Source organism: Burkholderia sp. HI4860 (assembly GCF_002223045.2).
Taxonomy (GTDB): domain Bacteria; phylum Pseudomonadota; class Gammaproteobacteria; order Burkholderiales; family Burkholderiaceae; genus Burkholderia.
This window is the reverse complement of sequence record NZ_NKFO02000001.1, coordinates 721,750-747,256: the sequence shown is the minus strand read 5'-3', so window position 1 is coordinate 747,256 and position 25,507 is coordinate 721,750. Positions and strand designations below refer to the sequence as shown.

Here is a 25,507-nt window from a genome sequence, read left to right as displayed (position 1 = left end):
TCAACTCCAGAGCTTGTAGCCGACGCCGCGCACGCTGACGGGCACGCCCTGCACGCCGAGGTCGTCCAGCTTCTTGCGCAGCTTGCTGACGTGGCTGTCCACCGTGCGCTCCAGCGCGTCGCCTTCCGGCAGGCAGGTGGCCATCAGCTCGGCGCGGCTGAACACGCGCCGCGGCGCGCGCGCGAGCTGCGCGAGCAGCTTGAACTCGGTGAGCGTCAGCACGAGCGTGTGCCGTTCGCTGCCCACTTCGAGCGTGGCTTCGTGGCGTTCGAGATCGATCTCGAACGGCGCGACCCGCAGCACGCGCTGCTCTTCCTGGCGGGAGCCGGCCATCGAACGGCGCAGCACCGCCTGCGCACGTGCGACGACTTCGGCGGGATTGAACGGCTTCACCACGTAGTCGTCGGCGCCGATGCGCAGGCCGGTGAGCTTGTCGATGTCCTGGTCGAGCGCGGTCAGCATGATCACGGGCGTGTCGCCGCGATGACGGATCTCGGCGAGCACCTTCCAGCCGTCGACGTGCGGCATCTGCACGTCGAGCAGCACGAGGTCGGGCTTGAGCTGCAGGTGCAGTTCCAGCGCGCGGCGGCCGTCGGCCGCGTGCACGGTGCGCAGGCCGCCGCGCGCGAGATAGGCGGTCAGGATCTCGGCGATCTCGGGTTCGTCTTCGGCGATGAGGACGAGCGCCTGGGCGTCCTGGCCGGCGCTGGAAGGGGGCGGGAGATCAGGCTGGGCCATACGTGTGAGTCCATCGGGGTTTCCATCGAGTCGCCATACTACCGCATGGGAAATGCTGTCGAGCAGCGGTCGGGCGGTGGTACGCGGCGGCGCGCTTACCGATGCGCGTCGAACGCGGACACGATCTCGTCGATCGTCGCGCGGATGCGCGCGGTGTGGCGCAGGTCGCGGTGCGTGACGAGCCAGACCTCGTAAGGCGCTTCCCGCGTCTGCGCGGGCCAGATGCGGGCGAGGCCGTCGCGTTCGCCCATGTGCACCGGTACTTCGCCGATGCCGAGGCCCGAGCGCAGCGCGGCACGCATCATCAGGCTCGAATTCATCCGCCCGACGATGCGGCCTGCGTCGATCGGCTCGCCGGCGATCGCCGGCTTGCGGCTCGCGTCGACATACGGCTGGTAGACGACCAGATCGTGCCCCGCGAACGCACTGCCGCGCACGGGCTCGCCATGCCGGTGCAGATAGTCGTGCGAAGCGAACAGGCCCATGTCCCAGCGGGCGAGGCGGCGCGCGACGAGATCGGGGTTGTCGGGCCGCACGGTGCGCACCGCGATGTCGGCCTCCCGTTTCGCCAGGTTCAGGATTTGCGTCGACGTGTTCAGCGACACGCATACGTCGGGATGCTTCGCATGCAGCCGCGCGATCGACGGCATCACGAATTCGATCGCGAGCGCATCGGTCGTCGTGATCTTCACCTCGCCGGCGAGCCGCCGGTCGACGCCCTGCGTCAGCCGGACGAGCTCGTGCGCATGCTGCTCCATCGCCTCGGCGGCGCGCAGCGCCAGCGCGCCGACCGGCGTGGTCAGGTAGCCCTTCGACGAGCGCAGGAACAGCGTGGCGCCGAGCATGTGCTCGAGTTGCGCGAGCCGGCGCCCGACCGTCGCCTGGTCGACCCCGAGCGTTTGCGCCGCGCGGCGCAACGTGCGTTCGCGATGAATCGCGAGGAACACGCGTGCGTCGTCCCAGTTCATCGATGGTGCTGACTGATGCATTTTTGCATTCCTCGTTCGGCAATTCACTGCGTGCCCGCGCGCGGCACCGTCCCTAGACTGTCTTCACACCCATTGCGATGCCGCGATTCGAGGAGGTTCCGCGAATCGGCCGCGCATCGACGAACGCTGAGGATCATATCGTGACTGATGACGTGAAAACCCTGCCCGCCCGCATGACGGCGATCGAAATCGTGCGTCCCGGCGGCCCCGACGTGCTCGTGCCGACCACGCGTCCCGTGCCGTCGCCGGGCCCCGACGAAGTGCTGATCCGCATTTATGCGGCCGGCGTGAACGGCCCCGATGTATTCCAGCGCAAGGGGCTGTACGACCCGCCGCCCGGCGCGTCCGACATTCCCGGTCTCGAGGTGGCCGGCGAAGTCGTCGCGGTCGGCCGCGACGTCACGCGCTTCGCGATCGGCGATGAAGTCTGCGCGCTGATTCCGGGCGGCGGCTACGCGGAATACGCGGTGGCGAACGAGAGCAATACGCTCGCGATTCCCGACGGCCTCGACATGACGGAAGCCGCGGCGCTGCCCGAAACCTTCATGACGGTCTGGCTGAACCTGTTCCAGCGCGGCGGGTTCGCGGCCGGCGACAGCGTGCTGATTCACGGCGGCGCGTCGGGCATCGGCACGACCGCGACGATGCTGGCGAAGGCGTTCGGCGCGTCGACCCTCATCACGACGGTGGGCTCGGACGCGCAGCGTGACGCGAGCCTGCGGCTCGGCGCGGATCTCGCGATCGAATACCGCAACGAGGATTTCGTCGATGCGGTCAAGCGCTTCACCGACGGCAAGGGCGTCGACGTGATCGTCGACATCATCGCCGGCGACTACGTCGCACGCAATTTCGCGGCGGCCGCGATGAACGGCCGCATCGTCCAGATCGGCGTGATCAATGGGCCCGCGAAGGAGCTCGACCTGTTCCCGATGCTCACCAAGCGTCTCACGCACATCGGCTCGACGCTGCGCTCGCGTACCTACGCGGAGAAGGCGCAGCTCATCCGCGAGCTGGAGGAAGCCGTGTGGCCGCTGATCCGGCAGGGCAAGGTGAAGCCGCAGGTCTACCAGACCTTCGATCTGCGCGACGCGAGCGCGGCGCACACGCTGATGGATTCCGGCCGCCACATCGGCAAGATCGTGCTGCGCACGCCGGCTTTTGCCGCAGACGGCAAGCATTCCGCGTGACCGGGCCGCGCTTCAGCCCGGCAGACGTCGGGGCTGACACGCATCGCATGCGATGCGCGTCATGCCCGTGAATCGCCTGCCGGCCATCCCGGTGCGGGTATGCGCACGTTCCGGTATGGCCGGCAGCGATTGTTTCAAACGGGCCTCTGCCTGCCCGGCTGGCGCGCTGCTGCGTCAGATCTGGCCCATCAGCACCAGTATCACGACAATGACGACGACCAGCCCGACGGAGCCCGAGGGCCAATAGCCCCAGCTTCGGCTGTGGGGCCATGCAGGAAATGCACCGATGAGTAGGAGAATCAGAATGATGATAAGGATAGTACCGAGCATCGCACCCCTCCTGGAACGGATTGGACTTCGCGGTTCTCCCGCCGAGAGTGAGGGGAGCAATGCGCGTGCCGCGACGGCGCGAGCCGAACAGCGGCAAGGCCCGGCGCGGGATGGATTCACGAAATGAATACCCCAGGATTCAGAAAATAAAGTTTAAAAATGCGTCCCTGCCCCCTATGCTGAATCCTTCTGATCTGGCGGGCATGCGATGGCTGAACTTTTTCTGGTACGGCACGGGCAGGCGTCCTTCGGTACGGACGACTACGACCGGTTGTCCGCGGCGGGCGAGCAGCAGGGCGTCTGGCTCGGCGAATACTTCGCGCAGCAAGCGCTCACATTCGACCGCGTGATCTGCGGCACGCTGAACCGCCACGCGCAGACGGTCGACGCGATCCTGCGCGGGATGGGCCGCGAAGGCACGCCGGTCGACCGCCACCCGGGCCTGAACGAATACGACTTCCACGGCCTGTTCGCGGCCGCCGCGCACGACTACCCCGACATCGCCCGCCTCGCGGCCGGCTCGATGAAAGAGCATTTCCGCGCGCTCCGGCAGGTGCTGCAGCTCTGGTCGGAAGACAAGCTCGGCGATTCGGCCCCCGAGACCTGGGCGCATTTCCAGCAGCGCGTGGCCGAGGCCCGCGCGGCGATCCGCTACGGCGGCGGCCAGCGCGTGCTGGCGGTGAGTTCCGGCGGCCCGATCGCGGTCACCGTGCAGCAGGTGCTGGCCGCGCCGCCATCGAGCGCGATCGCGCTGAACCTGCAGATCCGCAACAGCAGTCTTTCGCAGTTTTTCTTCAACGCCGAGGCGTTCCACCTCGCGTCGTTCAACGGCATCCCGCATCTGGAGGATCCCGAACGACACGCGCTGCGAACCTACGGCTGACCCACGAACGATCGCGACGATGACGAACCCTACCCAGCAACTCGACGTAGCCCGCCTCACGCGCTATCTGGAAGCGCACGTGCCGGGCTTCGAAGGCCCGGTCGACTTGGAGAAGTTTGCCGGCGGCCAGTCGAATCCGACTTTCCTGCTGCACGCGAAGAGCGGCCGCTACGTGCTGCGCCGCCAGCCGCCGGGCGAACTGCTGAAGTCCGCGCACGCGGTCGACCGCGAATTCCGCGTGCTCACCGCGCTGTCGGGCACCGCGGTGCCGGTCGCGCATCCGTATCACCTCTGCGAAGACCGCGACGTGATCGGCAGCCTGTTCTATGTGATGAGCTACGAGGACGGCCGGATCTTCTGGGACCCCGCATTGCCGGAACTGCCGAAGGCCGATCGCGCGGCCTGCTACGACGCGTTGCTGCAGACGATGGCCGCGTTGCACGACGTCGATGTCGAGGCAGTGGGCCTCGCCGACTACGGCCGCCCCGGCAATTACTTCGAGCGCCAGATCGGCGTGTGGACAAAGCAGTACCGCGCGGCGGAAACCGAGCGCCTCGACGCGATGGAAACGCTGATCGACTGGCTGCCGAAGGCGTGCCCGGAGGACACGGGCCGGCCGACGCTGGTGCATGGCGATTTCCGGATCGACAACCTGATGTTCGCGCGCGACAGCTACCGCGTGCAGGCCGTGCTCGACTGGGAACTGTCGACGCTCGGCAATCCGCTCGCCGATCTCGCGTATCTCTGCATGTGCCTGCGGCTGCCGTCGGGCGGGCAGGTGCGCGGGCTCGCGGGCCAGGATCGCGCCGAACTCGGCGTGCCGGACGAAGCGGCGATCGTCGCGCGCTATTGCGAACTGCGCGGCATCGAGCCGATCCGCGACTGGCACTTCTACCTCGCGTTCAGTTTCTTCCGGCTCGCGTCGATCGCGCAGGGCGTGAAGGCGCGCGCGCTGCAGGGCAATGCGTCGAGCGAGCAGGCGCTGCGCGTCGGCGCGATGGCCGGGCGGCTCGCCGAACTGGCCGTCGGCGTGATCGACGCGCATCGCTGAAGCGGCCGGTTTCACCGGGCAGCGGCAGGACACCATATCAAAGGAGGAGCACAGCAACATGGCAACGAATCTGTTCGACCTGACGGGCAAGATCGCGCTGGTGACGGGCGCGAGCCGCGGCATCGGCGAGGAAATCGCGAAACTGCTCGCGGAGCAGGGCGCGCACGTGATCGTGTCGAGCCGCAAGCTCGACGACTGCCAGACCGTGGCCGACGAGATCGTCGCGGCAGGCGGCCGCGCCGAGGCGCTGGCCTGCCACGTCGGGCGGCTCGAGGATATCGCCGCGACGTTCGAGCACGTCCGCAGCAAGCACGGCCGTCTCGACATCCTCGTGAACAACGCGGCCGCGAACCCGTATTTCGGGCACATCCTCGATACCGACCTCGCCGCGTACGAGAAGACGGTCGACGTGAACATCCGCGGCTACTTCTTCATGTCGGTCGAGGCCGGCAAGCTGATGAAGACGCACGGCGGCGGCGCGATCGTCAACACGGCGTCGGTGAACGCGCTGCAGCCGGGCGACCGGCAGGGCATCTACTCGATCACGAAGGCCGCGGTCGTCAACATGACGAAGGCGTTCGCGAAGGAATGCGGGCCGCTCGGTATCCGCGTGAACGCGTTGCTGCCGGGGCTCACGAAGACGAAGTTCGCGGGCGCGCTGTTCGCCGACAAGGAGATCTACGAGACCTGGATGGGCAAGATTCCGCTGCGCCGCCATGCGGAGCCGCGCGAAATGGCCGGCACGGTGCTGTATCTCGTGTCGGACGCGGCGAGCTACACGAACGGCGAGTGCATCGTCGTCGACGGCGGCCTGACGATCTGAGCGCGCGATGAAGATCGACAGCTATGCCGGGCAAGCCGTGATGATCACCGGCGCCGCGAGCGGCTTCGGCGCGTTGCTCGCGAGCGAGCTGGCCGCGATGGGCGCGCGCGTCGCGCTCGGCGACCTGAACGCCGACGCGCTCGAACGCGTGGCCGCGCCGCTGCGTGCGGCCGGCGCCGACGTGATCGCGCAACGCTGCGACGTGCGCGTCGAGGCGGAGGTCGCATCGTTGGTACAGGCGGCGGCCGAGCGTTTCGGCCGGCTCGACGTCGGCATCAACAACGCGGGCATCGCACCGCCGATGAAGGCGCTGATCGACACCGACGAAGCCGATCTCGACCTGAGCTTCGCGGTGAACGCGAAGGGCGTGTTCTTCGGGATGAAGCACCAGATCCGCCAGATGCTCGCGCAGCGCGCCGGCGTGATCCTGAACGTCGCGTCGATGGCCGGGCTCGGCGGCGCGCCGAAGCTGGCGGCCTACGCGGCGTCCAAGCATGCGGTGGTCGGGCTCACGAAGACGGCGGCCATCGAATACGCGCGCCACGGCATTCGCGTGAACGCGGTGTGCCCGTTCTACAGCACGACGCCGATGGTCACCGACAGCGATCTCGGCGACCGCCAGGACTTTCTCGCGCAGGGCTCGCCGATGAAGCGGCTCGGCCGGCCCGAGGAAATCGTCGCGACGATGCTGACGCTGTGCGCGAAGGAAAACACTTATCTGACCGGGCAGGCCGTCGCCGTCGACGGCGGTGTCTCGGCCTTCTGACCGAACCGGACGAACGGAATCGAGGAGTCGATCATGGATTTTGGCTACACCCCGAAAGTGGAAGAACTGCGCAGCCGCGTGCGCGCGTTCATGGATGCGCACATCGTGCCGCGCATTCGCCAGTGGAACGAGGAAGTGCACGCGGGCCAGTATCCCGTGTCGTTCATGGAGGAGCTGAAGGCGCGCGCGAAGGCGGAAGGGCTGTGGAACCTGTTCCTGCCGCACCTGAAGGACGACGAGCCCGGCATGGGCCTGACGAACCTCGAATACGCGCCGCTCGCCGAGATCATGGGGCGGGTGGGCTGGGCGTCGGAAGTGTTCAACTGCAACGCGCCGGACACCGGCAACATGGAGCTGCTGCACATGTTCGCGACGCCCGAGCAGCGCGAACAGTGGCTGAAGCCGCTCTTGCGCGGCGAGATCCGCTCGGCGTTCGCGATGACGGAGCCCGACGTGGCGTCGTCGGATGCAACGAACATCACGACGCGCATCGAGCGCGTGGGCGACGAGTACGTGATCAACGGCCGCAAGTGGTTCATCACGAACGCCGCGCATCCGAACTGCAAGATCCTCATCGTGATGGGCAAGACCGATCCCGACGCCGCGTCGCACCAGCAGCAGAGCATGATCCTCGTGCCGCGCGACACGCCGGGCGTGACGATCGTGCGCAACATCACGGTGGTCAATCACTACGCGCCGGAAGGGCACTGCGAGATCACGTTCGACAACGTGCGCGTGCCGGCGCGCAACCTGCTCGGCGAGGAAGGCAGCGGCTTCGCGCTCGCGCAGGCTCGCCTCGGGCCGGGCCGCATCCACCACTGCATGCGCTCGATCGGCGCGGCCGAGCTTGCGCTGGAGCTGATGGTCGACCGCGCGCAGTCGCGCGTCGCGTTCGGCAAGCCGTTGAACAAGCACGGCACGGTCGGCGAATGGATCGCACGCTCGCGCATCGAGATCGAGCAGGCGCGTTTGCTCGTGCTGAAGGCCGCATGGATGATCGACAAGGTCGGCGCGAAGGCTGCCCGCAAGGAAATCTCGATGATCAAGGCGCTGGTGCCGACCGTCTATACGGACGTGTGCGACCGCGCGATGCAGGTGTTCGGCGCGGCGGGGTTGAGCCCCGATACGCCGCTCGCCGACCACTGGACCTGGGGTCGCGCGCTGCGCTTCGCCGACGGCCCGGACGAGGTGCACCTGCAGGCGATCGCGCGGATGGAAATCAAGGACGGCGAGCCGGGTTCGACGGCCGCGTACCTGACGCCGCCGCTGCGCGGCTGAGCGTCGCGCCACGATGCGCAGGGCCGTGGACGAACGGGAAGCGCACGCCGTAATATGCCGGCAAGGAGATCCGGCGATGCGCCTTTCGAAGATTGACCTGAACCTGTTCGTCGTATTCGACGCGATCTACACCAAGCGCAACCTGACGCGCGCGGCCGAGGTGCTGAACCTCACGCAGCCGGCCGTCAGCAACGCGCTGGCGCGGCTGCGCAAGACCCTGAACGATCCGCTGTTCGTCAGCACGCCGGCCGGGATGATGCCCACGCCGCTGGCCGAGAACATCGTCGGCCGCGTGCGCGAGGCGATGCAATTGCTCGATTCGAGCGCGCACGAAGGCGACGTGTTCGATCCGGCGTCGTCGACGCGCGTGTTCCGGATGAGCATGAGCGACCTGACCGAGGCGCTGCTGCTGCCCGCGCTCGGCGAACTGCTGCAGACGCATGCGCCCGGCATGCACGTGCGCAGCTACACGATGGACCGCCGCGAAGTCGCGACCGCGCTCGCCAACGGCTCCGTCGACCTCGCGATCGACGCGCCGCTGATCGGCGATCCGCACCTGCACCAGGCGCTGCTCGTGCGCGACCGCTATGCGTGCATGATCCGCAACGATCACCCGTTCAAGGGCGACACGCTCACCATGGACGACTACCTGGCGATGGGGCACATCCACGTGTCGAGCCGCCGCAAGGGCAGCGGGCACGTCGACGCGGAGCTGACGCGGCTCGGGCTGCGCCGCACGATCCAGATGCGCGTGCAGCACTACATGGTCGCGCCGCTGATCGCGATGCGCGGCGATCTCGCGCTGACGGCGCCGCTGCGGCTGCTGCAGCGCTATCCGGCGCGGATTCTCGAACTGCCGTTCGAGATGCCGGGCCTCGAATACTTCTGTTATTGGCATCGCAGCGCCGATCAGGACCAGGGCAGCCGGTGGCTGCGCGAGCAACTGATGATGCTGATGGGCGGGATCGGCGACGCGCAGTGATGCGCGTGCGGGCCACGTCAACGGGTAGATGCGGCAGCGGTGCGGCGCCACCGCCCGCCACGGTCGAAACCTTGCCCGTTACGGCGCCGTGCGCTGTCCCTCTCTCGGCCCGTGCCCCGTCCACCGCTTGAACGCGCGCCGGAAGTTGTGCGCGTCGCTGAACCCGACTTCGTGCGCGACGTCCTCGATCGACAGCCGCGGGTTGCTCAGCAGCGTGAATGCGCGCTTGCGGCGGATCGTGTCGATCACCGTCTGGTACGACACGCCCTGGTCGGCGAGCCGCCGCCGGAGGGTGCGCTCGCTCATGCACAGCTGCGCGGCGATCTCGGCAAGCGATGGCGCGTGCCGCAGGTCGCGCCGCATGATCCGTTCGATCGATTCGAGAAATTCCGTGCCTTCGGGTTCGGGCGGCAGCGCGTCCTGCAGGAATTCGAGCGCCTGCCGATGCGCGAGCGGATCGTGGGTCGCGATCGGGCGGTTGCCGAGCGCCGCGTCGCACGAGAACAGGTTCTGCTCCTGTTCGAACCGCACCGGGCACGGGAACACGCGCGCATATTGCTCCGCATAGGCCGGCGGCGGGTAGCTGAGATCGACGCCCTTCGGCTGGAACGCGGGGCCGACGAGCGAGCGCCCGATCTTCATGAAGCTGCCGAACGCCTCCTCGACGAGGAACGCCTCGATGTCGGGTTCGAGGAAGACGTTGGTCGCGCGGATCGACAGCGTGCGTGCATCCGACGTCACGTCGAAGCGCAACAGCGGCCCCGTGTGGCGCTGCAGTTCCATCCCGACCGCGATCGCGTCCTTCAGCGTCGGGCTCGTCAGCATCGCATAGCCGACCAGCCCGATCGACGCGATCGTCTCGCTCGTGCCGAGTTCGAGGCCGAGCGCCCGCCCCGGCGCCATCTCGAGCGCGCGGCGGATCATCGTGCTCGCCTGCCGCAAGGAAATCCTGCATGACGGATTCGACAGGTCCGCGACGTCGAAGCCGAGCCCGAGGCACAGCCGCGTGGGGTCGATGCCCAGTTCCTTGCTTGTCTCCGCGAGGCACCGCAACAGATGGACCGGCAGATTCGCCGTCGTATAACGGTCGGGTTCGTCCATGGATGCTCCGTATTTTTTTCCATGGATTGTACTCGTCCCGCCCGGCCGGAAACCCGGCGCCGCCCCGGCCGCGATGGCCCACATCCCGCGCGGCCCCGCGTCAGAAGTAGTGGCGCAGGCCGACCGTCGCGCCGAGCTGCGTGGTGCTCGTGCTCGGCGCCTGTCCGTTGATGCCGACCAGCTGCGCGCCGACCAGCCCGCCGCGATAGATCGCGTAGTCGACTTCCGCGTAGAGCATGCTGCGCTTCGACAGGCTGTAGCCGGCGATCACCTGGAACTGGCGCGCGCGGCCGTCGAAGTCCGACGTGTAGCCCGACTGCGTGGTCCACCACGCGTTGACGGCGGCCGTGAACGCCGGCGTGAACCGGTAGGTCAGCCCCGCGAGCGCCATCTTGCGGCGCCGGAACCCGCCGGGCGTCGACGGATCGGCCACCTGCGCGGGCGAGATGATGCCGAGCGCGGCGAGATCGGTCGGGCTGAACGGGCCGTTCCCGAACGACGTGAAGTCGTTGTCGCGCGCGTTCTCGATATAGCCGGCGTTGACGGTCGCATTGCCGAGCGTGACCGAGCCGCCGCCGCCGTAGATATCGAATTTCGCGTGCGTGACGTCGTCCCAGCTGCGCATGAACGACGCGCCGACCGTGAACGGCCCCTTGTCCGGCGCATACGCGATTGCCGCACCGGCCTGGCCGCCCAGCACGCCGCCGCCCGCGTGGCCGCCCGGCGCGTACTGCGCGAGCAGGTACAGGCTGCCGAGCTGCGCGCCGTACTGGATCATGTTGCTGGTGCGCGAGCCCGCGAGCATCGTCTGCTCGGGCTTGAACAGGTTGAAGTACGGGTCCTGCGGGCCGGCCCACAGGTTCGAGCCGTAGGTCAGCGACACCATCTCGAACGGCACGTTGTACTGGCGGCCGAGCGCGAGCTGGCCGAGCGACGTCGACGTGAGCCCCACGTACGCGACCTCGAAGAAGTTCGGCGAGCCGGCCGGCACGATCGCGCCGCTGTTCGGGCCGAAGTGGCTTTCCACGTTGAACTGCGCGGACAGCCCGCCGCCGAGATCCTCCTGCCCCTTGAGGCCCCAGTAGCTCTCCGTCAGGCCGCCGCCGTCCGCCATCGAGATCTTGCGGCCCGTCGACACCGGCGCGCCGTCGGCGCCGTAGGACACGCCGTGGGTTTCGTAGCGGATGCCCGCATCGATCACGCCATACAGCGTCACGTTGCTTTGCGCGTGCGCGCCGGTACTGGCCAGGATCATCATCGCGCAGCACGCGGCGCGAACGTTATCGTGACGATTCATTGTTCTGGACTCCGCATCGAGCAGGGGGTGGCGGCGCGTACCGCCGGAAACGACTGTAGAAAGCCAAATTTGCGCGGGCCAAGGCCGCGGCGGCCAATCTCGTGGTGCGTCGCGGCCACGGCGTGACGCACTGCGGTCAGGGCGACGGCGACGCGCGCGCCACCGCGCCGGGCGCCGCGCGGCGCAGCGCAAGCCGCACGAATGGGGCAGCGGCCAGCACCGCCACGCACAGCACGTGGGCGACGCGCGCGCCGCCGAAGCGGCCGAGCAGCGCGCCCGACAGCGCGGTGCCGATGCCGGCCGCGAAGAACGTGACGACGAGCGTGCGTGCGACCAGCGAGCCGTCCGGGTCGACGTCGGACAGCATCCCGGTGAGGAACGGCACGATCACGAAGAACGCGCTGTTCAGCACGAACTGGCTCAGGAAGTACGCGCTGCCGCCGCGCGCGCGGAAGAACCATTCGATCGACGCGATCATCGCGAGCTGCGCGGCCCAGATCAGCGCGAGGCGGTGCTTGTGGCTGGCCGGATGCGACGGAATCGCCGCGCCGACGAAGCCGAGCAGCGACGACACCGACAGCAGCACGCCGATCGTCGTCGGAGACAGCCCGGCACGTTCGCCGACGAAGCCGGCGATCGCCCATTGCGACGCCTGCACGCCATAGACGAGCGCCGTCACGATCCAGATCGCGATCACCGGCCGCCACGGCAGCGTGCCGGCGCGCACGTGGGTCTGCGCGGGGGCGCTCGCGAATGCGTCGATGCCGCGGATCGCGGGCGCCAGCACGGCGACGACGGCCGCCAGCAGCGCGAACACCCCGCGCTCGAGCCAGCCGGGCGGCAACGCGGAGATCAGCACGAGGATGCCGCCGTTGATGACGCCCGCGAGCAGGTTGATTTGCCCCCACAGGCGGTCGGTCGACGCGCGCTGCGACACGCCGGACGCGACGACGACGAACAGCATCCCTTCGAACAGCCCCGTCATCCCGCGCGCGAGCGCCGCGGACACGATGCCGGGCGCGACCGCGCTCAGCGCCTGCCCGGCGAGCGTGCCGATGAGGCCGGCCAGCGTGAACGGCCGCGCGGCGCGCGCGATCCGGTGCGACAGCAGCGCGCAACTGATCGCGATGCCGAGGATCTCCGCGCTGACGAGCGCGGTCGCGGTGCCTTCGTCGAGCCGGAAGCGCGTCATCACGGCCGCGACGAGGAACGGCGACAGGATCAGGCCGTTGGTGGCCGCGGCGAACGCGAACGCGAGACGAACGACGGCGCCAGTCGACGGATCGGGGCGCGACTGCGCGGCGGCATGCAGGGTGGCGGTGCTCACGAGGCCTCCTGGTTGGATCGCGGCCGATCATGTGCGATGCCGGCCGTTTCGTGCATCGGGTGTGTCCCTCGGCGGGCCGGCATGGCGCGGGCGGCTGAGGCTGCGCGTGTACTTGCACTCGCGCGTGGCGGCAGGCCGAACAGCGTGCGCAGGTACGGCGTCAGGAAGCGGCCGTGCGGGTCCATCCGTTCGCGCAATGCGAGGAAATCGTCCCAGTGCGGATAGCACGCGGCCAGCTCGGCGGCCTTCATCGCATGCACCTTGCCCCAGTGCGGCCGCCCGCCGTGATTGCGGCAGATCGCCTGCACGCCCGAGAAGTACGCGTCGAACGGCATCCCGCGATACTGGTGCACCGAGATGCGCACGCTGTCGCGGCCGTAGTCGGGGCTCAGCCAGATGTCGTCGCCGCGCACCCAGCGGTATTCGAGCGGGAACATCAGCGGGAAGCTGCGGCGCGCGATGAACGCGCGGATCTCGCGCAGCGCATCGGCGCCGCGCTCGGCCGGCACCGACCATTCCATTTCGTTGAAGCGCACGCGGCGCACCGTCGACAGCATCGCGTAGCTCGCCTCCACGTGCCGGCCGGCCGACACCGTCGATGCGCACAGCCGGCTCAGCGCCGGGCACAGCGACGGCACGCGCCGGCCGAGCCCGCACAGCGCGCCGAACACCGTGTTCTCGAGGAACGATTCGGATGCACGGCTTGCCCAGTGCACTGCGTCGGCCGGCTCGTCGGTCATGTCCCACGCCTTGGTCAGCACGGTGTCCGTATGCGGGAACCAGTAGAACTCGAACGAGCGATGCTTCGCGATCAGCGCATCCGTTTGCGCGAGGCAGTCGTCGAGATTCATCCCGCCGCGCTCGAGGCGCAGCTTGAACGCGGGCACGAGGCGCAGGCCGATCTCCGTCAGCACGCCGAGCGCGCCGAGCCCGATCCGGCCGCCGGCGAACAGGTCGGGATGCGTGTCGGCGCTCGCGCGGATCTCGCTGCCGTCCGCGCACATGAAGGTCAGGCTGTCGATCTGCGTCGACAGGTTGCCGAGCGTGATGCCGGTGCCGTGCGTGCCGGTGCTGGTCGCGCCGGCGATCGACTGCACGTTGATGTCGCCGAGGTTCTCCATCGCGAGGCCGTGCGCGGCGAGCGCCGGGCCCAGCGCCCACAGCCGCGTGCCGGCATGCACGCGCGCGACGCGCCGGTCGCGGTCGACGTCGATCACGCCCTGCATCGCGTCGAGCGACAGGATCACGTCGTCGGTCTGCACGAGCGGCGAGAACGAATGACCGGCGCCGGCCGCGCGCACGGTGGCGCCGGCGGCCGCCGCGTCGCGCAGCACGGCCGCGAGCCCGGCGGGCGACGCAGGCGTCGACACGGTTGCATCAGGACTGCAGACATATCCCGACCAGTTGCGCCACATGGCTTTGTCTCCGTGGTTGTCGTTTGAATAGGTTGAACGGGTTGACCGGTTTTGAACGATGGGCCGCGCGGCCCGCTAGAAAAAGCTCTTGCCTTCGCCGCGATAGGTGGGCGCCTCGCCGACCACGCGGCCGCCGCGGATCAGCAGCAACGCGTTGAAGCGTTCGCACAGTTCGCCGGCCTTCGCGTGGCGGAACAGGATCGGGTCGCCGATCGCCGGTGCGACGCCGCGCGGCACACGTACGGGCGTCTGCACTTCGCCCGCGCCTTCGTTGTCGATCAGCGTGCAGCCGGCCGGCAGCCACGGCCGCGGCAGGCGGCTCTTGCCGGCCGGGCCCGATGCGACATAGCCGCCGCCCGAGCAGGTCACGATGCCCGGCTGTGGGATCCGCACGACCGGCAGCGCGAAGCCGGCGGCCGGCTGCGCATGAAACGCCGCGTAGTGATCGAACAGCGCCGGCGCGTAGAGGCCGGAGCCGGCCGCGAGCTCGGTGACCGACGCGTCGCCGAGCGTGCTCTCGATGCTGCCGGTGCCGCCGCCGTTCACGAAGCGCAGCGCGTGGCCAGCGGCCGCGAGCGCTTGCACGGCCGCCTGGCGGCGCGCGTTGATCTCGCGCGCCGAGCGGCGCTTCAGGTGCCGCACCAGTGCGTTGCGTGCGCCGCTGCCCGGCTCCGTGTCGGCCACGCCGGCGATCTGTCCTTCATAGCCCATCAGTCCGTCGAGCCGCACGTGCTGCCGCTCGGCGATGCGGTGCGCGAGCGCGAGTGCGCCGGCCGCGTCGCGCACCGGCGAGCGGTACATGCCGAAGTACAGGCCCGGATACGCGGACGACATGTCGAGATCGATCGCGAGCGGGATCGTCACGCGCTCGTCGTGGGCGATGCGATCGATCGCGTCGACCTGCGCGGGGTCGTCGACCATCAGCGTGATCGAACGGCCGCGCCTGAGCTGCGTGGCCACCGCGCGCAGGTCGTCGGGCTCGACGGTCGGATACGCGACGACGATGTCGTCGAACCCGCCGTCCGCGAGCCACGCGGCTTCCGCGGCCGAGTAGCACAGCAGCCCCTGCATGAACGGGCCGGCGGCGAGCACCGCGCCGATCAGTTCGCGCGAGCGCACCGACTTCGTCGCGAGCCGGATCGGCAGGCCGCGTGCGCGGCGCTTCAGGTCGGCAAGGTTCGCGTCGAGGCAGTCGAGGTCGACGAATGCGGCAGGTAGCCGGCGGCCCGCGAGCGCGTCGCGATAGGTCGGATAGTCGTGGACGGCGGCGGGTGCGCGATGCGGAAGGTCTGCACGGCTCATGGAACGGGCTCGGCTGGGTGGGGTGGGCGTCGCGCCGACCGTTCGGCGCGTGTCGGAAACCAGCATAGGGCTGGCCAAAATGACGACCAAGCGCTCAGCGGGTCGTTCGACGGGTCTTATCCGGCCATCCGTATCGGTCACGCCCGTGTGTGACCCTCGCGCGCCGTGCGGCTGGATCGCCGCTTGCTTGGCGTCGCGGCGCACACGGTACGTGTCGGCCCGAACCGCCGCCGGACGGGCGTGACGCGCGACATCGCGCGCCTGGCCGATCGATCACGCAATGCGTTTCAAACGGCTTGCGGGACGCGGCCGCTGCGAGCAGGTTTAGTGCCGGCGTTCTAGTGCCGCTTTTGACTGCCTGCCGGATTCGACCTAGAACCTACTCGCGGATGCACCGGCGAAGAACGGCATGACGTGACGAGGAGGCGACGTGAAGAAGAACAGGGCACGCTGGCGGCGCACGGGCGCGATCGCGGCGATCGGCGTGGTCGTCGTTGCAGTCTGGCGGTATGAAGCGGCGACACCGGCGCAAGCCGCATCGTCCGGCGCAACGACTACGACGGCGAGCGCGCAGCCAGGCACAGCCGATACGTTCGGTACCGGCACCGGTGCCGCGACGCCCGGCCCCGAGGAGCGGCGGCTCGACGTCGACGCGCTGCGCCGCAGCCTCGCGGGGCGCCCCGATGCGGATGCCGAAGTGAAACGCATCGTCGCGTTCGCGCGCTTTCGCGACGAGGTTGCCGCGTATGGGGATCGCCGCAACAGCATGCCGCCAGCCGAGCGCGCTGCGCTCGCGCACCGGATTCTCGACGCACTCCCCGATCATGTCGCGCGCAACGAGATCGTGCCGGTGCAGGCCGAGGCGCTGAGCGCGGCGCTGCTCACCGATACCGAAGCCGATCCCGCGACGCGCGGCGCGGCGATCCGGTCGATGCGTGCGCAATGGGACACCTACGCGCAGCAGACGGTCGGCCCGTCGCCGGCGCAGGACCCGCGCTATCGCTCGTACGCACAGCAGAGCCGTGACGTCGTCCGGCAGGTTCAGGCGAGCATTCCCGATCCCGATCAGCAACAAGCCGTCATCGCGCAGCGCCTGCAGGCGTTGCGGGTCCAGCTGTTCGACGGTGCTTCACCGTCCGGCGTGCACTGAGCGCCGAATCCGCGACGCCGAGGCGAAGCCCGGCGGCGGCGTCATGTCCATCGACAAGGAGGGGAGATGTCCACAGCACGAAGCCTGCTGCGCGCGGCCGTTGCCACGCTGCTCGGTTGCGCGGCACTGAACGGCCACGCCGCCGATACAACGATGCCGGATCCGTCGATTCCGTATTATTCGTGGTACGAAGTGACGTTGCCGGAGAGCACCGGTGCATCGTGCGGCAACGGCACGCCGATGCGGTTCTACATCAATCGTGCGCAGTCGGACAACCTGCTGTACATGATGGAGCCGGGCGGCGCGTGCTGGGACTACGGCACCTGCACGCAGACGTCGACCGGCGCCGAGGCCGGCCTCGGCGGCTTCAACCCGGACGGCATTCCGCACAACTACATGAACGGCACCGCGAACCAGAGCCTGTTGTCGTCGTTCCTGTCGCCACTGCTCACGCGGATGGATCTCGCGCATATTCTCGTCGGCGAACCAAAGGTCGAGACGCAGCAGTGGACACAGGTTTTCGTGCCCTATTGCACCGGAGATATCCACATGGGCAGCGCGGTGCGCAACTACACGTCGCCAAGCGGCGACTGGCGATTGCAGCACTACAGCGGGCTGAAGAACATCCAGGCCGTCGCGCAGTGGCTGACGTCGCACGGCTTCGGCAAGCCGAACCGGCTGCTGGTGTACGGGATGAGCGCGGGCGGCTACGGCACGCTCGCGAACTACGCGACGCTGCGCAACACGCTGCAGCCGCAGGCGCATAGTTCGCTGCTCGACGACGCCGGTACGGTCTTCAACACGCCGTTCGATGCGGACGCGGCCACGCATCCGTCGGTCGGCCTGTACGACCGCGTGCGCACCGAGTGGGGGATGACGGGCCCCGACGGGATGATCACCGTGAACAGCCGGCTGACCCGCCATTTCGATCCGGGCAACATGGGGAGCGCGTATGCGGCGCTGTCGGCGACATTTCCGCACGACCGCTTCGGCTTCTCGAGCTACCAGCGCGACAAGATCATCGCCGCGTATCACTATCGCGCGTTCGTGCCGGCCGTGATCGCGGCGCCCGACGACGCGACGAAGGATACGCTGTCGCTCGCGATGTTCGCCCAGGAACTGGACGGGTTGAAGCAGACGCTGAACCCGTTGCCGAACTTCGGCTACTTCATGCCGTGGGCGCGCAACGACTTCATCGACAACCATCAGGTGACGGCGGTCAGCTTCACCGGGTCGGGGATCCACGAGCGCGGCATCGACGCGGATATCGGCACCTTCGTCGACAACCTGCTGAACCAGCAGGACCCGGCCGATACGCCGGTGATGAAGGCGTTCCGCACGCAGCAGGGGTCGGATTTCACGTTCTCGACGTTTCTGGCGTGGATCGACAGCATCTTCAACCTGACCGGCGAAGCGGGGCCGATCTCGGGGCACCGGGCGTGAAGCGAAGCGGCGGTTCGCCCGAGCGGGCGAGCCCGGCGCAGTGCGGCGGCCGGGTGTCGTGGCCGCTCGCCTGCGTCGATGCGTGGCCGTGCGGAGCGGCGTCTGGGCGTTAGGGCTTCACCACCGCAACCGCCGGCGCGCCCGAGTCCGTGCCGGGCGCGCCGTTCGACCCGTAGGCCGCTTCGGCGCTCTTGCGCTCGGCCAGCCGCTTGGCGGCCAGGCGTTCCTGCGCGGCGACGATGTCACCCGGATAGTTGTCGCCATCAGCGGCGATCGGCTCGTAGCCGACCGATTCGAGGTCGAACAATTCCTGGCGCACCTGCGCACGCGTGAGCGTCGAGTGCGACGACTGTGCGTACGACACGGCCGGTGCGGCGAGAAGGGTGGTGGCGGTAGCGGCGACGGTGGCGATGGTGACGATGATGGATTTCACGGTTTCCTCAGACGGTTTCGTTGCGGTTCGGCGCGATGGTGGCTGGCTGAACTGACGAGACAAGTTTAGGAACCCGGATCGGCCGGATAAATGCCGATTCCGGTCCAACTGTGTTTCCGAATCCGTGAGAGTGAGTGACGGATGGCGTCCTTGGTGCCCGGTTTTGGGGGGGCTGATTCGCGTGGAATGCCGATCGATGCGGGGCACGCAACCGTTCCGTCAGACCGGCTATGCACGCGATGCCTGCCCGGCACGGCTAGTCGTCGAAACGCGGGAAGGCCCGCTGGCGCTTCATGTCCTTCAGCCATTCCTTGACGTTCGCCGGATCGTCGAACTCGCGCAGCGTCAGGTTCAGGTCGTGGATGCTGCGTTGCGTGCCGGCGATGTCGCGCGCGAGCATGCGCATGATGGTATCGGGCGCGATCTTGACCGACGGCGCGATCCCGTACGTCCGCCGGAATCCGGTCTCGACGTCCTGGATCTCCTGGTCCAGCTCGCGCAGCTGATCTTCCAGGATGCCGTTGTAGCGCGCGAGCCGGTCTTCGCCCAGGCCGTTGATCGCGTGCCGGTCGATCTGCTCGATCTCCAGTTGCAGCTCCAGCAGTTGCAGGAGCTTGCCGTTCGCGTAAGCGTGGTTGACCCGCTGCATCAGCACGGTCTTGCGTTCCTGTTCCCGGGAATCGGTTTCGCGATCGGGGTGCAGCGCGCTCGCCAGCTTCCGGTAGACCTCGCGGATCGACCGGCTCGCTTCCGCCTGCTCGGCTTCGCGCTTCGCCAGCGCAGCCGATTGGCGGGGCGCTTTCTTGCGCTTGGCGCGCTGTGCCTCGCGGGCCGCGTGCTGGGCCATGTCCCGTTCGAACTGCGCATCCAGTTCGGCCTGCATGCGCGCCATGAGCTCCTCGGGCGACAGTGCGTCGAGATCGTCTTCCTTCGTCACGCCAGGCGTCGATTCCGACTTCGGTTCCGGCTCCGGCTCGGTTGCTGCGTTGCTGCCGTGATCGGCGGCGCTGTGCCGGGCGTGGATGGCCTTCAACTGCGCGTCGTCGCTGAAGTCGAGCAAGTCGCGCGCCATGCTGGCGATCATCCCGGACAGGGTGTGCTGCTCGGCCTTGCTCAAGCCCTTCTGCAGATACGCGTCGTCGAGCTGATTGAGCAACCGGATTCGCAGTGCGGTGGAGGTCTGTTCGAGCGGCAACAGCTCGTCGACGAATTTCTTCTGGAAGGCCGGCATCGCCGCTTCCCACGCGCCGAGCCGCTCGCGCCGCTTCTCGATCTGCTGGACGAGCGTATTGAATGCTTTCTGGGCGTTCGACAGGCTGGCTGCCTCGTGGCCGGGCGCGATGGCGACCGCTGTTCCGCGACGTGCGGTCATGATGAATCTCCTTCGGCTGCGGCAGGACGCGCAGCAGCGCGGTATTTTAACCGGCCCGACGTGTCTCGCTTGCCCGATCTGGCGCGGCTACTCGAGGAACAACTGCCCCTGCCCGGAGATCACGCGCTCGAAGTCGTCGCGCAGGAACGGCAGGATTGCGTCGGCCACCGGCTGCAACTGGCGGCTCAGGTAGAACGCATAGTCGATCGGCGAGCGCATCGTTTCGAGCGGCTCGGGGCCGGCCGTCGTCATCACGTAGCTGATCCAGCCACCGCGCTGATACTGCAGCGGCCGGCCCTGTTCCTGGTTGAACGCGTCGGCGATCCGCGCCGCGCGCACGTGCGGCGGCACGTTGCGCTCGTACTCGCGCAGCGGCCGGCGCACGCGCTTGCGGTAGACGAGCTGGTCGTCGAATTCGCCGGCCAGCGTGCGCCGCACGGTGTCGCGGATGAAATCCTGGTACGGCTCGCGGCTGAACACGCGCCGGTACAACTCGCGCTGGAACTGCTGCGCGAGCGGCGTCCAGTCGGTGCGCACCGTTTCGAGCCCCTTGAAGACGAGGTCCTCGCCGCCGTCGGCCGCTGCCGCGAGCCCCGCGTAGCGCTTCTTGCTGCCTTCTTCCGCGCCGCGCACGGTCGGCATCAGGAAGCGGCGGTAGTGCCGCTCGTATTGCAGCTCCAGCGCGCTCTCGAGCCCGAAGGTTTCGCGCAGGTGCGTTTGCCACCAGCGGTTCACGTGCTCGACGAGTGCACGGCCCTTGGTGCCGGCTTCGTCGTCGTCGTGCGCGCGGCCGAGCCACACGAACGTCGAATCGGTGTCTCCATAGATCACTTCGTACCCCTGCGCTTCGATCAGCTCGCGCGTGCGGTGCATGATTTCGTGCCCGCGCATCGTGATCGACGACGCGAGGCGCGGGTCGAAGAAGCGGCAGCCCGTCGAGCCGAGCACGCCGTAGAACGAATTCATGATGATCTTCAGCGCCTGCGACAGCGGCGCGTTGCGCTGCCGCTTCGCGTCGTCGCGGCCTTCCCACACGCGGCGCACGATATCGGGCAGGCAGTGCGCGGTACGCGAGAAACGTGCGCCGAGAAAGCCGGGCACCGACGCGTCGTCGCCGGGATGCGCGAGCCCTTCGATCAGCCCGACCGGATCGATCAGGAACGTGCGGATGATCGACGGATAGAGGCTCTTGTAGTCGAACACGAGCACCGAGTCGTACAGCCCGGGGCGCGAATCCATCACGAAGCCGCCGGGGCTGTTCTGCCCCGTCACGTCGCCGAGGTTCGGCGCGACATAGCCGAGCCGGTGCATGCGCGGCAGGTACAGATGCGTGAAGGCCGCCACCGACCCGCCGGTGCGATCGGCCGCGAGGCCCGTCACGCTCGCGCGTTCGAGCGCGAAGGACAGCAGGTCGGCCTTGTCGAAGATGCGCGTGACGAGCTCGCAGTCCTTCAGGTTGTAGCGCGCGAGCGCCGGCTTGTCGTGATCGAAGCGGCGCTGGATCTCGTCCATCCGCTGGTACGGGTTGTCGATCGACTTGCCTTCGCCGAGCAGCGCCTGCGACACGTATTCGAGGCTGAACGACGGGAACGTCCACGTCGCGGATTTCAGCATGTCGATGCCGTCGAGGATCAGCCGGCCGGCCGCGCCCGCGAAGAAGTGGTCGGGCTGCTGGCCGTGCGCGCGCCAGTCGAGCACGCTGCCGCCGCGGCCGAGCTTCAGCGGGATGCCGTATTGCTCCGAATGGGCATGCAGGATGCGCAGGTCGAACTGCACGAGGTTCCAGCCGATCACCGCATCGGGATCGTGTTCGTCGAACCATTCGTTGAGCCGCGCGAGCATCGCGGGCCGGTTGTCGCAGTAGTCGAGGCGGAAGTCGATGGCGTTTGCTGCGTCACCGTCGCCGCCGTTCGGCGGGCCGAGCATGTAGACCTGGCGTTGCCCGCAGCCTTCGAGCGCGATCGAGTACAGCTCGCCGTGCACGCTGGTTTCGATGTCGAGCGACACGCAGCGCAGCGCCGGGCGATAGCCGTCGGCGGTTTTCAGCTCGGCGCCGGCCAGCGTGCCGTCGGGGCCGGGTTGCCCGCGAAACTGCACGCACGCCGTGATGAAGCGCTCCATCGCGTAGCGGTCGGGCGGCTGTACGTCCGCTTCGTAGACGTCGACGCCGGCTGCCGCGAGACGCTTCTGCAGCCCGGACAGATGGCGATAGCGCTTGCAATAGAGGCCGACGACCGGGCGTTGCCGGAAGTCGCGCAGCGCGAGCGGGCGCAACTCGGCCTCGCGCTCGCCGGCCAGCGCGCGTTCGGCGAGCGCCTGCTGTTCGGCCGGGATGAACGCGACGGCTTCCTGCGGGCGCAACCGTACGCGGCGCGGACCGTGTTCGGTTGCCAGCCAGAACTCGATCTCGATGCCGGATGCGGTGTCCCGCCAGTGGCGGGTAAGGATGAAACCCTGCTCGAACGCCGTCAAAACGCTTGCTCGTCGTGGATGCCCAGGCGGCGGATTTTAGCGCTTGGGCGGGGGGCTTGCCGGAATGGCAGCCACGACATTGTGCGCGTCTCGCTCGCCCCCGGAATGCATTCGGTGAGTGCCTGTTGTCCCGCGTGGAATCAGGCAACGGCGAGCCGTTGTGCGACGCGCCATTCGGTGCGCGCTGTACCGGACGGTTTGAGCAACCAGCGTCGCGCCGCTACCGCGTGCCGTTTTTGCGTTACGTATGCGTCGATGGCGAGTTCGAGCGCTTCGCCATCGATGCGAACGAGCGTCGCGGCCGCGCCTGATCCATCGGCGAACTCGACCACGGCCGGGTGCGGTTTCCCGGAGCGCGGCGCGTCGTGGTCGAGCGTCACGATGCTGCCGGGGTACAGGTGTGAATGGGTTGTGCGTAGCAGCAGAGCGGTGGGCATCGAAAGCACTCCGGACGTCGCGGTGCGGCAATGGAACCGAGACAGAGCATCAACTGTGTTTGCTGGCCACCCTCTGATGTCGTCGCCGAGATGGCCATGGTCGACGAATGCGCCTCCCGTCGAAGCGTCGAACAGTGACGCTCGGACGGCAACGGCGCAGTCCGCCCGTCCACCGAAAGCGCTTGACACGCTCTGTGATGACACGTACTGTCGGTCGGTGAAGTATTCAAGAAGCGCGATTGCTGCTCCTCATCGACCGTAGCCTGCGGTATTCGTTGTCCTCCCCCTCCTTGATTCTTTTCCCGAACCCGTCAGGGTGCGCTACGCACGTTCATCTTCAGGATATCTAACATGGATACCGGTACCGTCAAGTGGTTCAACGATGGCAAGGGCTTCGGCTTCATCACGCCCGACAAGGGCGGCGATGATCTGTTCGCGCACTTCTCCGAGATTCGCGGCGACGGCTTCAAGACCCTCGCCGAAGGCCAGAAAGTCAGCTACGAAACGAAGAACGGCCCAAAGGCCTGCAGGCATCGAACATCACGCCGCTGTAATCGCCCTGAGCCGTCCGCCTCGTTCACGGAGCGGTGCGCAATCGCCGCTTCTTGCGCTATGTGCCGCCGCTGCGCATCGGGATGTCGAGCCCGCGTGCACACCGGTGCGCCAACCGCTTTCGCAGCGTGTACACGATCGGACGAGCAGCGCTCATCGGATCGTGCACACCGCGCAGCAGGAGAATCGCATGACCCGAAGTCAGTTACGTAGCAACAAGGCGCCGCCGCGCGTCAAGCCGGCCGTGGTGCTGCCCAAGCTCGGCACGGCACTGAACTGGGTGCCGCCGAAGCCGGCCCTGGATACGCAATCGCGTCCGAAGAAGCGCACGCCGGCCCCGCAATAGCGATCCGGATCATTCCGCCAGTCAAGAGGCGGCCACCGGCTGCTTCGCCAGGAGAGCGATTCTGGCGACGCGGGCCCGATCGTGACCGGCTTCGTCGGTACAAGGCAACGCGCTCCGGGCGACACCCCGCAACCCGACACCGTGCACCTGCGGCGCGTCCGCGCGTCGTTGTGCGTCATCCAGAATAAGTTGGGCGCTCGGCAAACGATGCGCGTATGATGGGTTCATCCGATCGACCCTGGTAAGCCGGTCGCTCGCTCCTCCCTCCACCCGTTTGCTGCATCGCCCCACCTCCGCGCTGCAACGTTGTCCCTTTCACCTCACTGGCCCGCCCCGCAACGGGGATACTGGCCGGCCCTGTTCGCCCGTGCGATTCGTCGCGGCCGGACGCAGGAGCTTGTCATGAGCATGCATATTTACCGTGGATTCGAGATCTATCCACTGATTTACCCTCACGCGCCGGCGCTGGATGGCAGCCCGCACAACTACGATGCCGGTTTCGATGCGGCAGTCAAGATTTGCCTGCGCGGCGATACGCTGACGCACAGCCAGACCTTCAGGTTGCGGGACAACGCCCCGTTCGGCAGTGCCGGCGATGCACGTCGTGCTTCGCTGCGCTACGCGGAAAACATCATCGACGACAATCGCGACAAGCAAGGCTTCTTTTCCGGCACGCCTTGAGGCAAACCGCCAAGGCAACGCGATGTGTTGTCAATTCGGAGGACGAAATGATCATCGATGAACTGCTCGGCCTGATCAGGCGGCATGAGGTCATCAGGACCGATGCCATCCTGCCCACCGGAATCGGCGATTCAGCGCGGTGCCATCAGCAGGAACTGCAAATGTTCGTGGCGGTACGCGCGTTGTCGATCGGAGCCGGATATTCGGAGTTCGAGTCCGACGAGATCGCGAGTGCCGTCATGACACGACTCGGCTAGTGCGCCGTTCAACCATTCGAAAACAGGAACACCATGACGACCGTTACGCTGAAGGTCAACGAACCGATCGATGTCGCGCTGCGACGATTTCGGCGCGATATCGAGAAAACCGGGCTGATTCGGGAGTTGCGCAGTCGCACGGGCTATGAAAAGCCCACGACGGAACGCAAGCGGAAAAAGGCGAGCGCCGTTGCCAGGCAGCGCTTGCGCGCGAAGCGCATGTTGCCGCCGCGCAAAATGTACTAGGAGGGCATCATGTACACCATGCCGGCCGAGGCGCCCCTGTTTTTCCCGCTGACCAAATGCCAGGTCGATCTCGATCGGCAGAAGGACATGGTGACGCTGCTGCCGAGCTTCTATGCGTTCGGATGCGAGTACACCAGCCGCGGTTTTCTGATCGGACGCGACGATGCGTTCAAGTTGATTGCCGCGCTGGAGAAGGCGCTCAGCGTCCAGGGATGAGCTGACGACGACACGCTCGCGAGCATCGACAACCCAAGGGCGAACCATGCGTGTCACGACGAAGTACGTCGATCTGCTCTATTTCCTCGTTGTATTGCAACTCGTGACGCAACGGAAGACGCACGAGTGGCTGTCGTCGTTTCAACTCGTCGAATCGCTGCAAGGCTGGCTGGTTATCCACCGTGCCAAATGCGATTGGCGCGATCGGGTCTGGATAGGCCATGCTTCGCTTCAGATCGCGAAGGCGGCCCGCCCGGTCGACGCTGAGTCGCCGGAGACGGGCGCGCCACAGGATGCGCTGGCAGACCGGTCGAGTTTGCGGATGAAGTGCATCCGCTACCTTCGGGAGCATGTCTGAGCGTGGTCGCGCTCGCACGGGCGGCACGCGGGTGCCGGTCGGCGTCGAGCCGGCGTCAGTCATGCGGGATCGTGC

At 67.7% G+C, this 25,507-nt stretch carries 27 protein-coding genes and 1 pseudogene; 16 read left to right on the top strand and 12 right to left on the bottom strand.

The features are described from left to right. Positions 1-738, bottom strand: a complete 738-nt coding sequence (locus CFB34_RS03370; protein WP_089443628.1) for a response regulator — start codon at positions 736-738, stop codon at positions 1-3. A 95-nt stretch (positions 739-833) separates the two neighbouring features. After that, positions 834-1,727, bottom strand: coding sequence for a LysR family transcriptional regulator (locus CFB34_RS03365; RefSeq protein ID WP_226207436.1), 894 nt, complete (start codon positions 1,725-1,727; stop codon positions 834-836). Positions 1,728-1,900: 173 nt separating this feature from the next. On the opposite strand from CFB34_RS03365, the gene CFB34_RS03360 reads away from it, so the two are divergent. Then, positions 1,901-2,914, top strand: coding sequence for an NAD(P)H-quinone oxidoreductase (locus tag CFB34_RS03360; RefSeq protein ID WP_089443777.1), 1,014 nt, complete (start codon positions 1,901-1,903; stop codon positions 2,912-2,914). Between the two features lie 174 nt (positions 2,915-3,088). Here the strand turns inward: CFB34_RS03360 and CFB34_RS03355 are convergent, their stop codons facing one another. Then, a complete protein-coding gene (locus CFB34_RS03355) occupies positions 3,089-3,244 on the bottom strand; it encodes a DUF3309 family protein (RefSeq protein ID WP_089443626.1) in 156 nt (51 codons plus the stop codon). Between the two features lie 208 nt (positions 3,245-3,452). Between CFB34_RS03355 and CFB34_RS03350 the strand changes: the two genes are divergently transcribed. From CFB34_RS03350 to CFB34_RS03325, 6 genes are all read left to right on the top strand, one after another. After that, positions 3,453-4,127 carry a histidine phosphatase family protein gene (locus CFB34_RS03350; RefSeq protein WP_089443625.1) on the top strand — a complete coding sequence of 225 codons (675 nt, stop codon included), beginning with the start codon at positions 3,453-3,455 and terminating at the stop codon, positions 4,125-4,127. Between the two features lie 19 nt (positions 4,128-4,146). Further along, on the top strand, positions 4,147-5,178 hold the full coding sequence (locus CFB34_RS03345) for a phosphotransferase (RefSeq protein ID WP_089443624.1): 1,032 nt from the start codon (positions 4,147-4,149) through the stop codon (positions 5,176-5,178). Between the two features lie 58 nt (positions 5,179-5,236). Continuing rightward, positions 5,237-6,001: an SDR family oxidoreductase gene (locus CFB34_RS03340; protein WP_089443623.1), complete on the top strand. Its 765-nt coding sequence runs from the start codon at positions 5,237-5,239 to the stop codon at positions 5,999-6,001. 7 nt (positions 6,002-6,008) lie between these two features. Then, positions 6,009-6,767 (top strand): glucose 1-dehydrogenase, encoded by a 759-nt coding sequence (locus CFB34_RS03335; protein WP_089443622.1) that lies wholly within the window; start codon positions 6,009-6,011, stop codon positions 6,765-6,767. A gap of 33 nt (positions 6,768-6,800) precedes the next feature. Continuing rightward, positions 6,801-8,045 (top strand): acyl-CoA dehydrogenase family protein, encoded by a 1,245-nt coding sequence (locus CFB34_RS03330; RefSeq protein ID WP_089443621.1) that lies wholly within the window; start codon positions 6,801-6,803, stop codon positions 8,043-8,045. A gap of 76 nt (positions 8,046-8,121) precedes the next feature. Next, positions 8,122-9,027, top strand: coding sequence for a LysR family transcriptional regulator (locus tag CFB34_RS03325; protein ID WP_089443620.1), 906 nt, complete (start codon positions 8,122-8,124; stop codon positions 9,025-9,027). A 78-nt stretch (positions 9,028-9,105) separates the two neighbouring features. On the opposite strand, the gene CFB34_RS03320 is transcribed toward CFB34_RS03325, so the two are convergent. From CFB34_RS03320 to CFB34_RS03300, 5 genes are all read right to left on the bottom strand, one after another. Then, positions 9,106-10,128 (bottom strand): AraC family transcriptional regulator, encoded by a 1,023-nt coding sequence (locus CFB34_RS03320; protein ID WP_089443619.1) that lies wholly within the window; start codon positions 10,126-10,128, stop codon positions 9,106-9,108. Positions 10,129-10,228: 100 nt separating this feature from the next. After that, complete coding sequence (locus CFB34_RS03315; RefSeq protein ID WP_089443618.1) at positions 10,229-11,425, bottom strand: porin; 1,197 nt, start codon at positions 11,423-11,425, stop codon at positions 10,229-10,231. A gap of 136 nt (positions 11,426-11,561) precedes the next feature. After that, entirely contained in the window at positions 11,562-12,752 is a 1,191-nt protein-coding gene (locus CFB34_RS03310) for an MFS transporter (RefSeq protein ID WP_089443617.1), read from the bottom strand. Beyond that, positions 12,749-14,167 carry a D-arabinono-1,4-lactone oxidase gene (locus tag CFB34_RS03305; RefSeq protein ID WP_089443616.1) on the bottom strand — a complete coding sequence of 473 codons (1,419 nt, stop codon included), beginning with the start codon at positions 14,165-14,167 and terminating at the stop codon, positions 12,749-12,751. Before CFB34_RS03305 ends, CFB34_RS03310 begins: the two co-directional genes overlap by 4 nt. A 75-nt stretch (positions 14,168-14,242) precedes the next feature. Beyond that, a complete protein-coding gene (locus CFB34_RS03300; RefSeq protein ID WP_089443615.1) occupies positions 14,243-15,469 on the bottom strand; it encodes an amino acid deaminase/aldolase in 1,227 nt (408 codons plus the stop codon). A 430-nt stretch (positions 15,470-15,899) separates the two neighbouring features. Here CFB34_RS03300 and plcR point away from each other — a divergent pair, with 430 nt between their 5' ends. Together plcR and CFB34_RS03290 are read left to right on the top strand one after the other, a co-directional pair. Further along, positions 15,900-16,619: a phospholipase C accessory protein PlcR gene (gene plcR / locus CFB34_RS03295; protein ID WP_089443614.1), complete on the top strand. Its 720-nt coding sequence runs from the start codon at positions 15,900-15,902 to the stop codon at positions 16,617-16,619. 66 nt (positions 16,620-16,685) lie between these two features. After that, a complete protein-coding gene (locus tag CFB34_RS03290) occupies positions 16,686-18,062 on the top strand; it encodes a pectin acetylesterase-family hydrolase (protein ID WP_089443613.1) in 1,377 nt (458 codons plus the stop codon). 109 nt (positions 18,063-18,171) lie between these two features. Here the strand turns inward: CFB34_RS03290 and CFB34_RS03285 are convergent, their stop codons facing one another. The 4 genes from CFB34_RS03285 to CFB34_RS03270 all read right to left on the bottom strand — a co-directional run bounded on the left by CFB34_RS03285 (position 18,172) and on the right by CFB34_RS03270 (position 22,776). Beyond that, complete coding sequence (locus CFB34_RS03285; protein WP_089443612.1) at positions 18,172-18,495, bottom strand: DUF4148 domain-containing protein; 324 nt, start codon at positions 18,493-18,495, stop codon at positions 18,172-18,174. 256 nt (positions 18,496-18,751) lie between these two features. Continuing rightward, complete coding sequence (locus CFB34_RS03280; protein WP_089443611.1) at positions 18,752-19,867, bottom strand: J domain-containing protein; 1,116 nt, start codon at positions 19,865-19,867, stop codon at positions 18,752-18,754. Positions 19,868-19,954: 87 nt separating this feature from the next. Then, positions 19,955-22,339, bottom strand: a complete 2,385-nt coding sequence (locus CFB34_RS03275) for a DNA polymerase II (protein ID WP_089443610.1) — start codon at positions 22,337-22,339, stop codon at positions 19,955-19,957. Between the two features lie 140 nt (positions 22,340-22,479). Continuing rightward, a complete protein-coding gene (locus tag CFB34_RS03270) occupies positions 22,480-22,776 on the bottom strand; it encodes a hypothetical protein (RefSeq protein WP_089443609.1) in 297 nt (98 codons plus the stop codon). A 351-nt stretch (positions 22,777-23,127) separates the two neighbouring features. Here CFB34_RS03270 and CFB34_RS03265 point away from each other — a divergent pair. The 7 genes and pseudogenes from CFB34_RS03265 to CFB34_RS03235 all read left to right on the top strand — a co-directional run bounded on the left by CFB34_RS03265 (position 23,128) and on the right by CFB34_RS03235 (position 25,432). Continuing rightward, positions 23,128-23,330, top strand: a pseudogene (locus tag CFB34_RS03265) (cold-shock protein). 188 nt (positions 23,331-23,518) lie between these two features. Then, positions 23,519-23,674 carry a hypothetical protein gene (locus CFB34_RS03260; RefSeq protein ID WP_179243679.1) on the top strand — a complete coding sequence of 52 codons (156 nt, stop codon included), beginning with the start codon at positions 23,519-23,521 and terminating at the stop codon, positions 23,672-23,674. Between the two features lie 402 nt (positions 23,675-24,076). Then, the gene (locus CFB34_RS03255; RefSeq protein WP_089428589.1) at positions 24,077-24,355 is read left to right on the top strand and encodes a hypothetical protein; all 279 of its coding nucleotides are present in this window, start codon (positions 24,077-24,079) and stop codon (positions 24,353-24,355) included. Positions 24,356-24,402: 47 nt separating this feature from the next. Then, a complete protein-coding gene (locus CFB34_RS03250; RefSeq protein WP_089443608.1) occupies positions 24,403-24,612 on the top strand; it encodes a hypothetical protein in 210 nt (69 codons plus the stop codon). 33 nt (positions 24,613-24,645) lie between these two features. Further along, on the top strand, positions 24,646-24,858 hold the full coding sequence (rpsU, locus tag CFB34_RS03245) for a 30S ribosomal protein S21 (RefSeq protein ID WP_006754722.1): 213 nt from the start codon (positions 24,646-24,648) through the stop codon (positions 24,856-24,858). Between the two features lie 9 nt (positions 24,859-24,867). Further along, positions 24,868-25,074 (top strand): hypothetical protein, encoded by a 207-nt coding sequence (locus CFB34_RS03240; RefSeq protein WP_089443607.1) that lies wholly within the window; start codon positions 24,868-24,870, stop codon positions 25,072-25,074. A 46-nt stretch (positions 25,075-25,120) separates the two neighbouring features. After that, entirely contained in the window at positions 25,121-25,432 is a 312-nt protein-coding gene (locus CFB34_RS03235; RefSeq protein ID WP_089443606.1) for a hypothetical protein, read from the top strand. Positions 25,433-25,507: the final 75 nt, after the last annotated feature.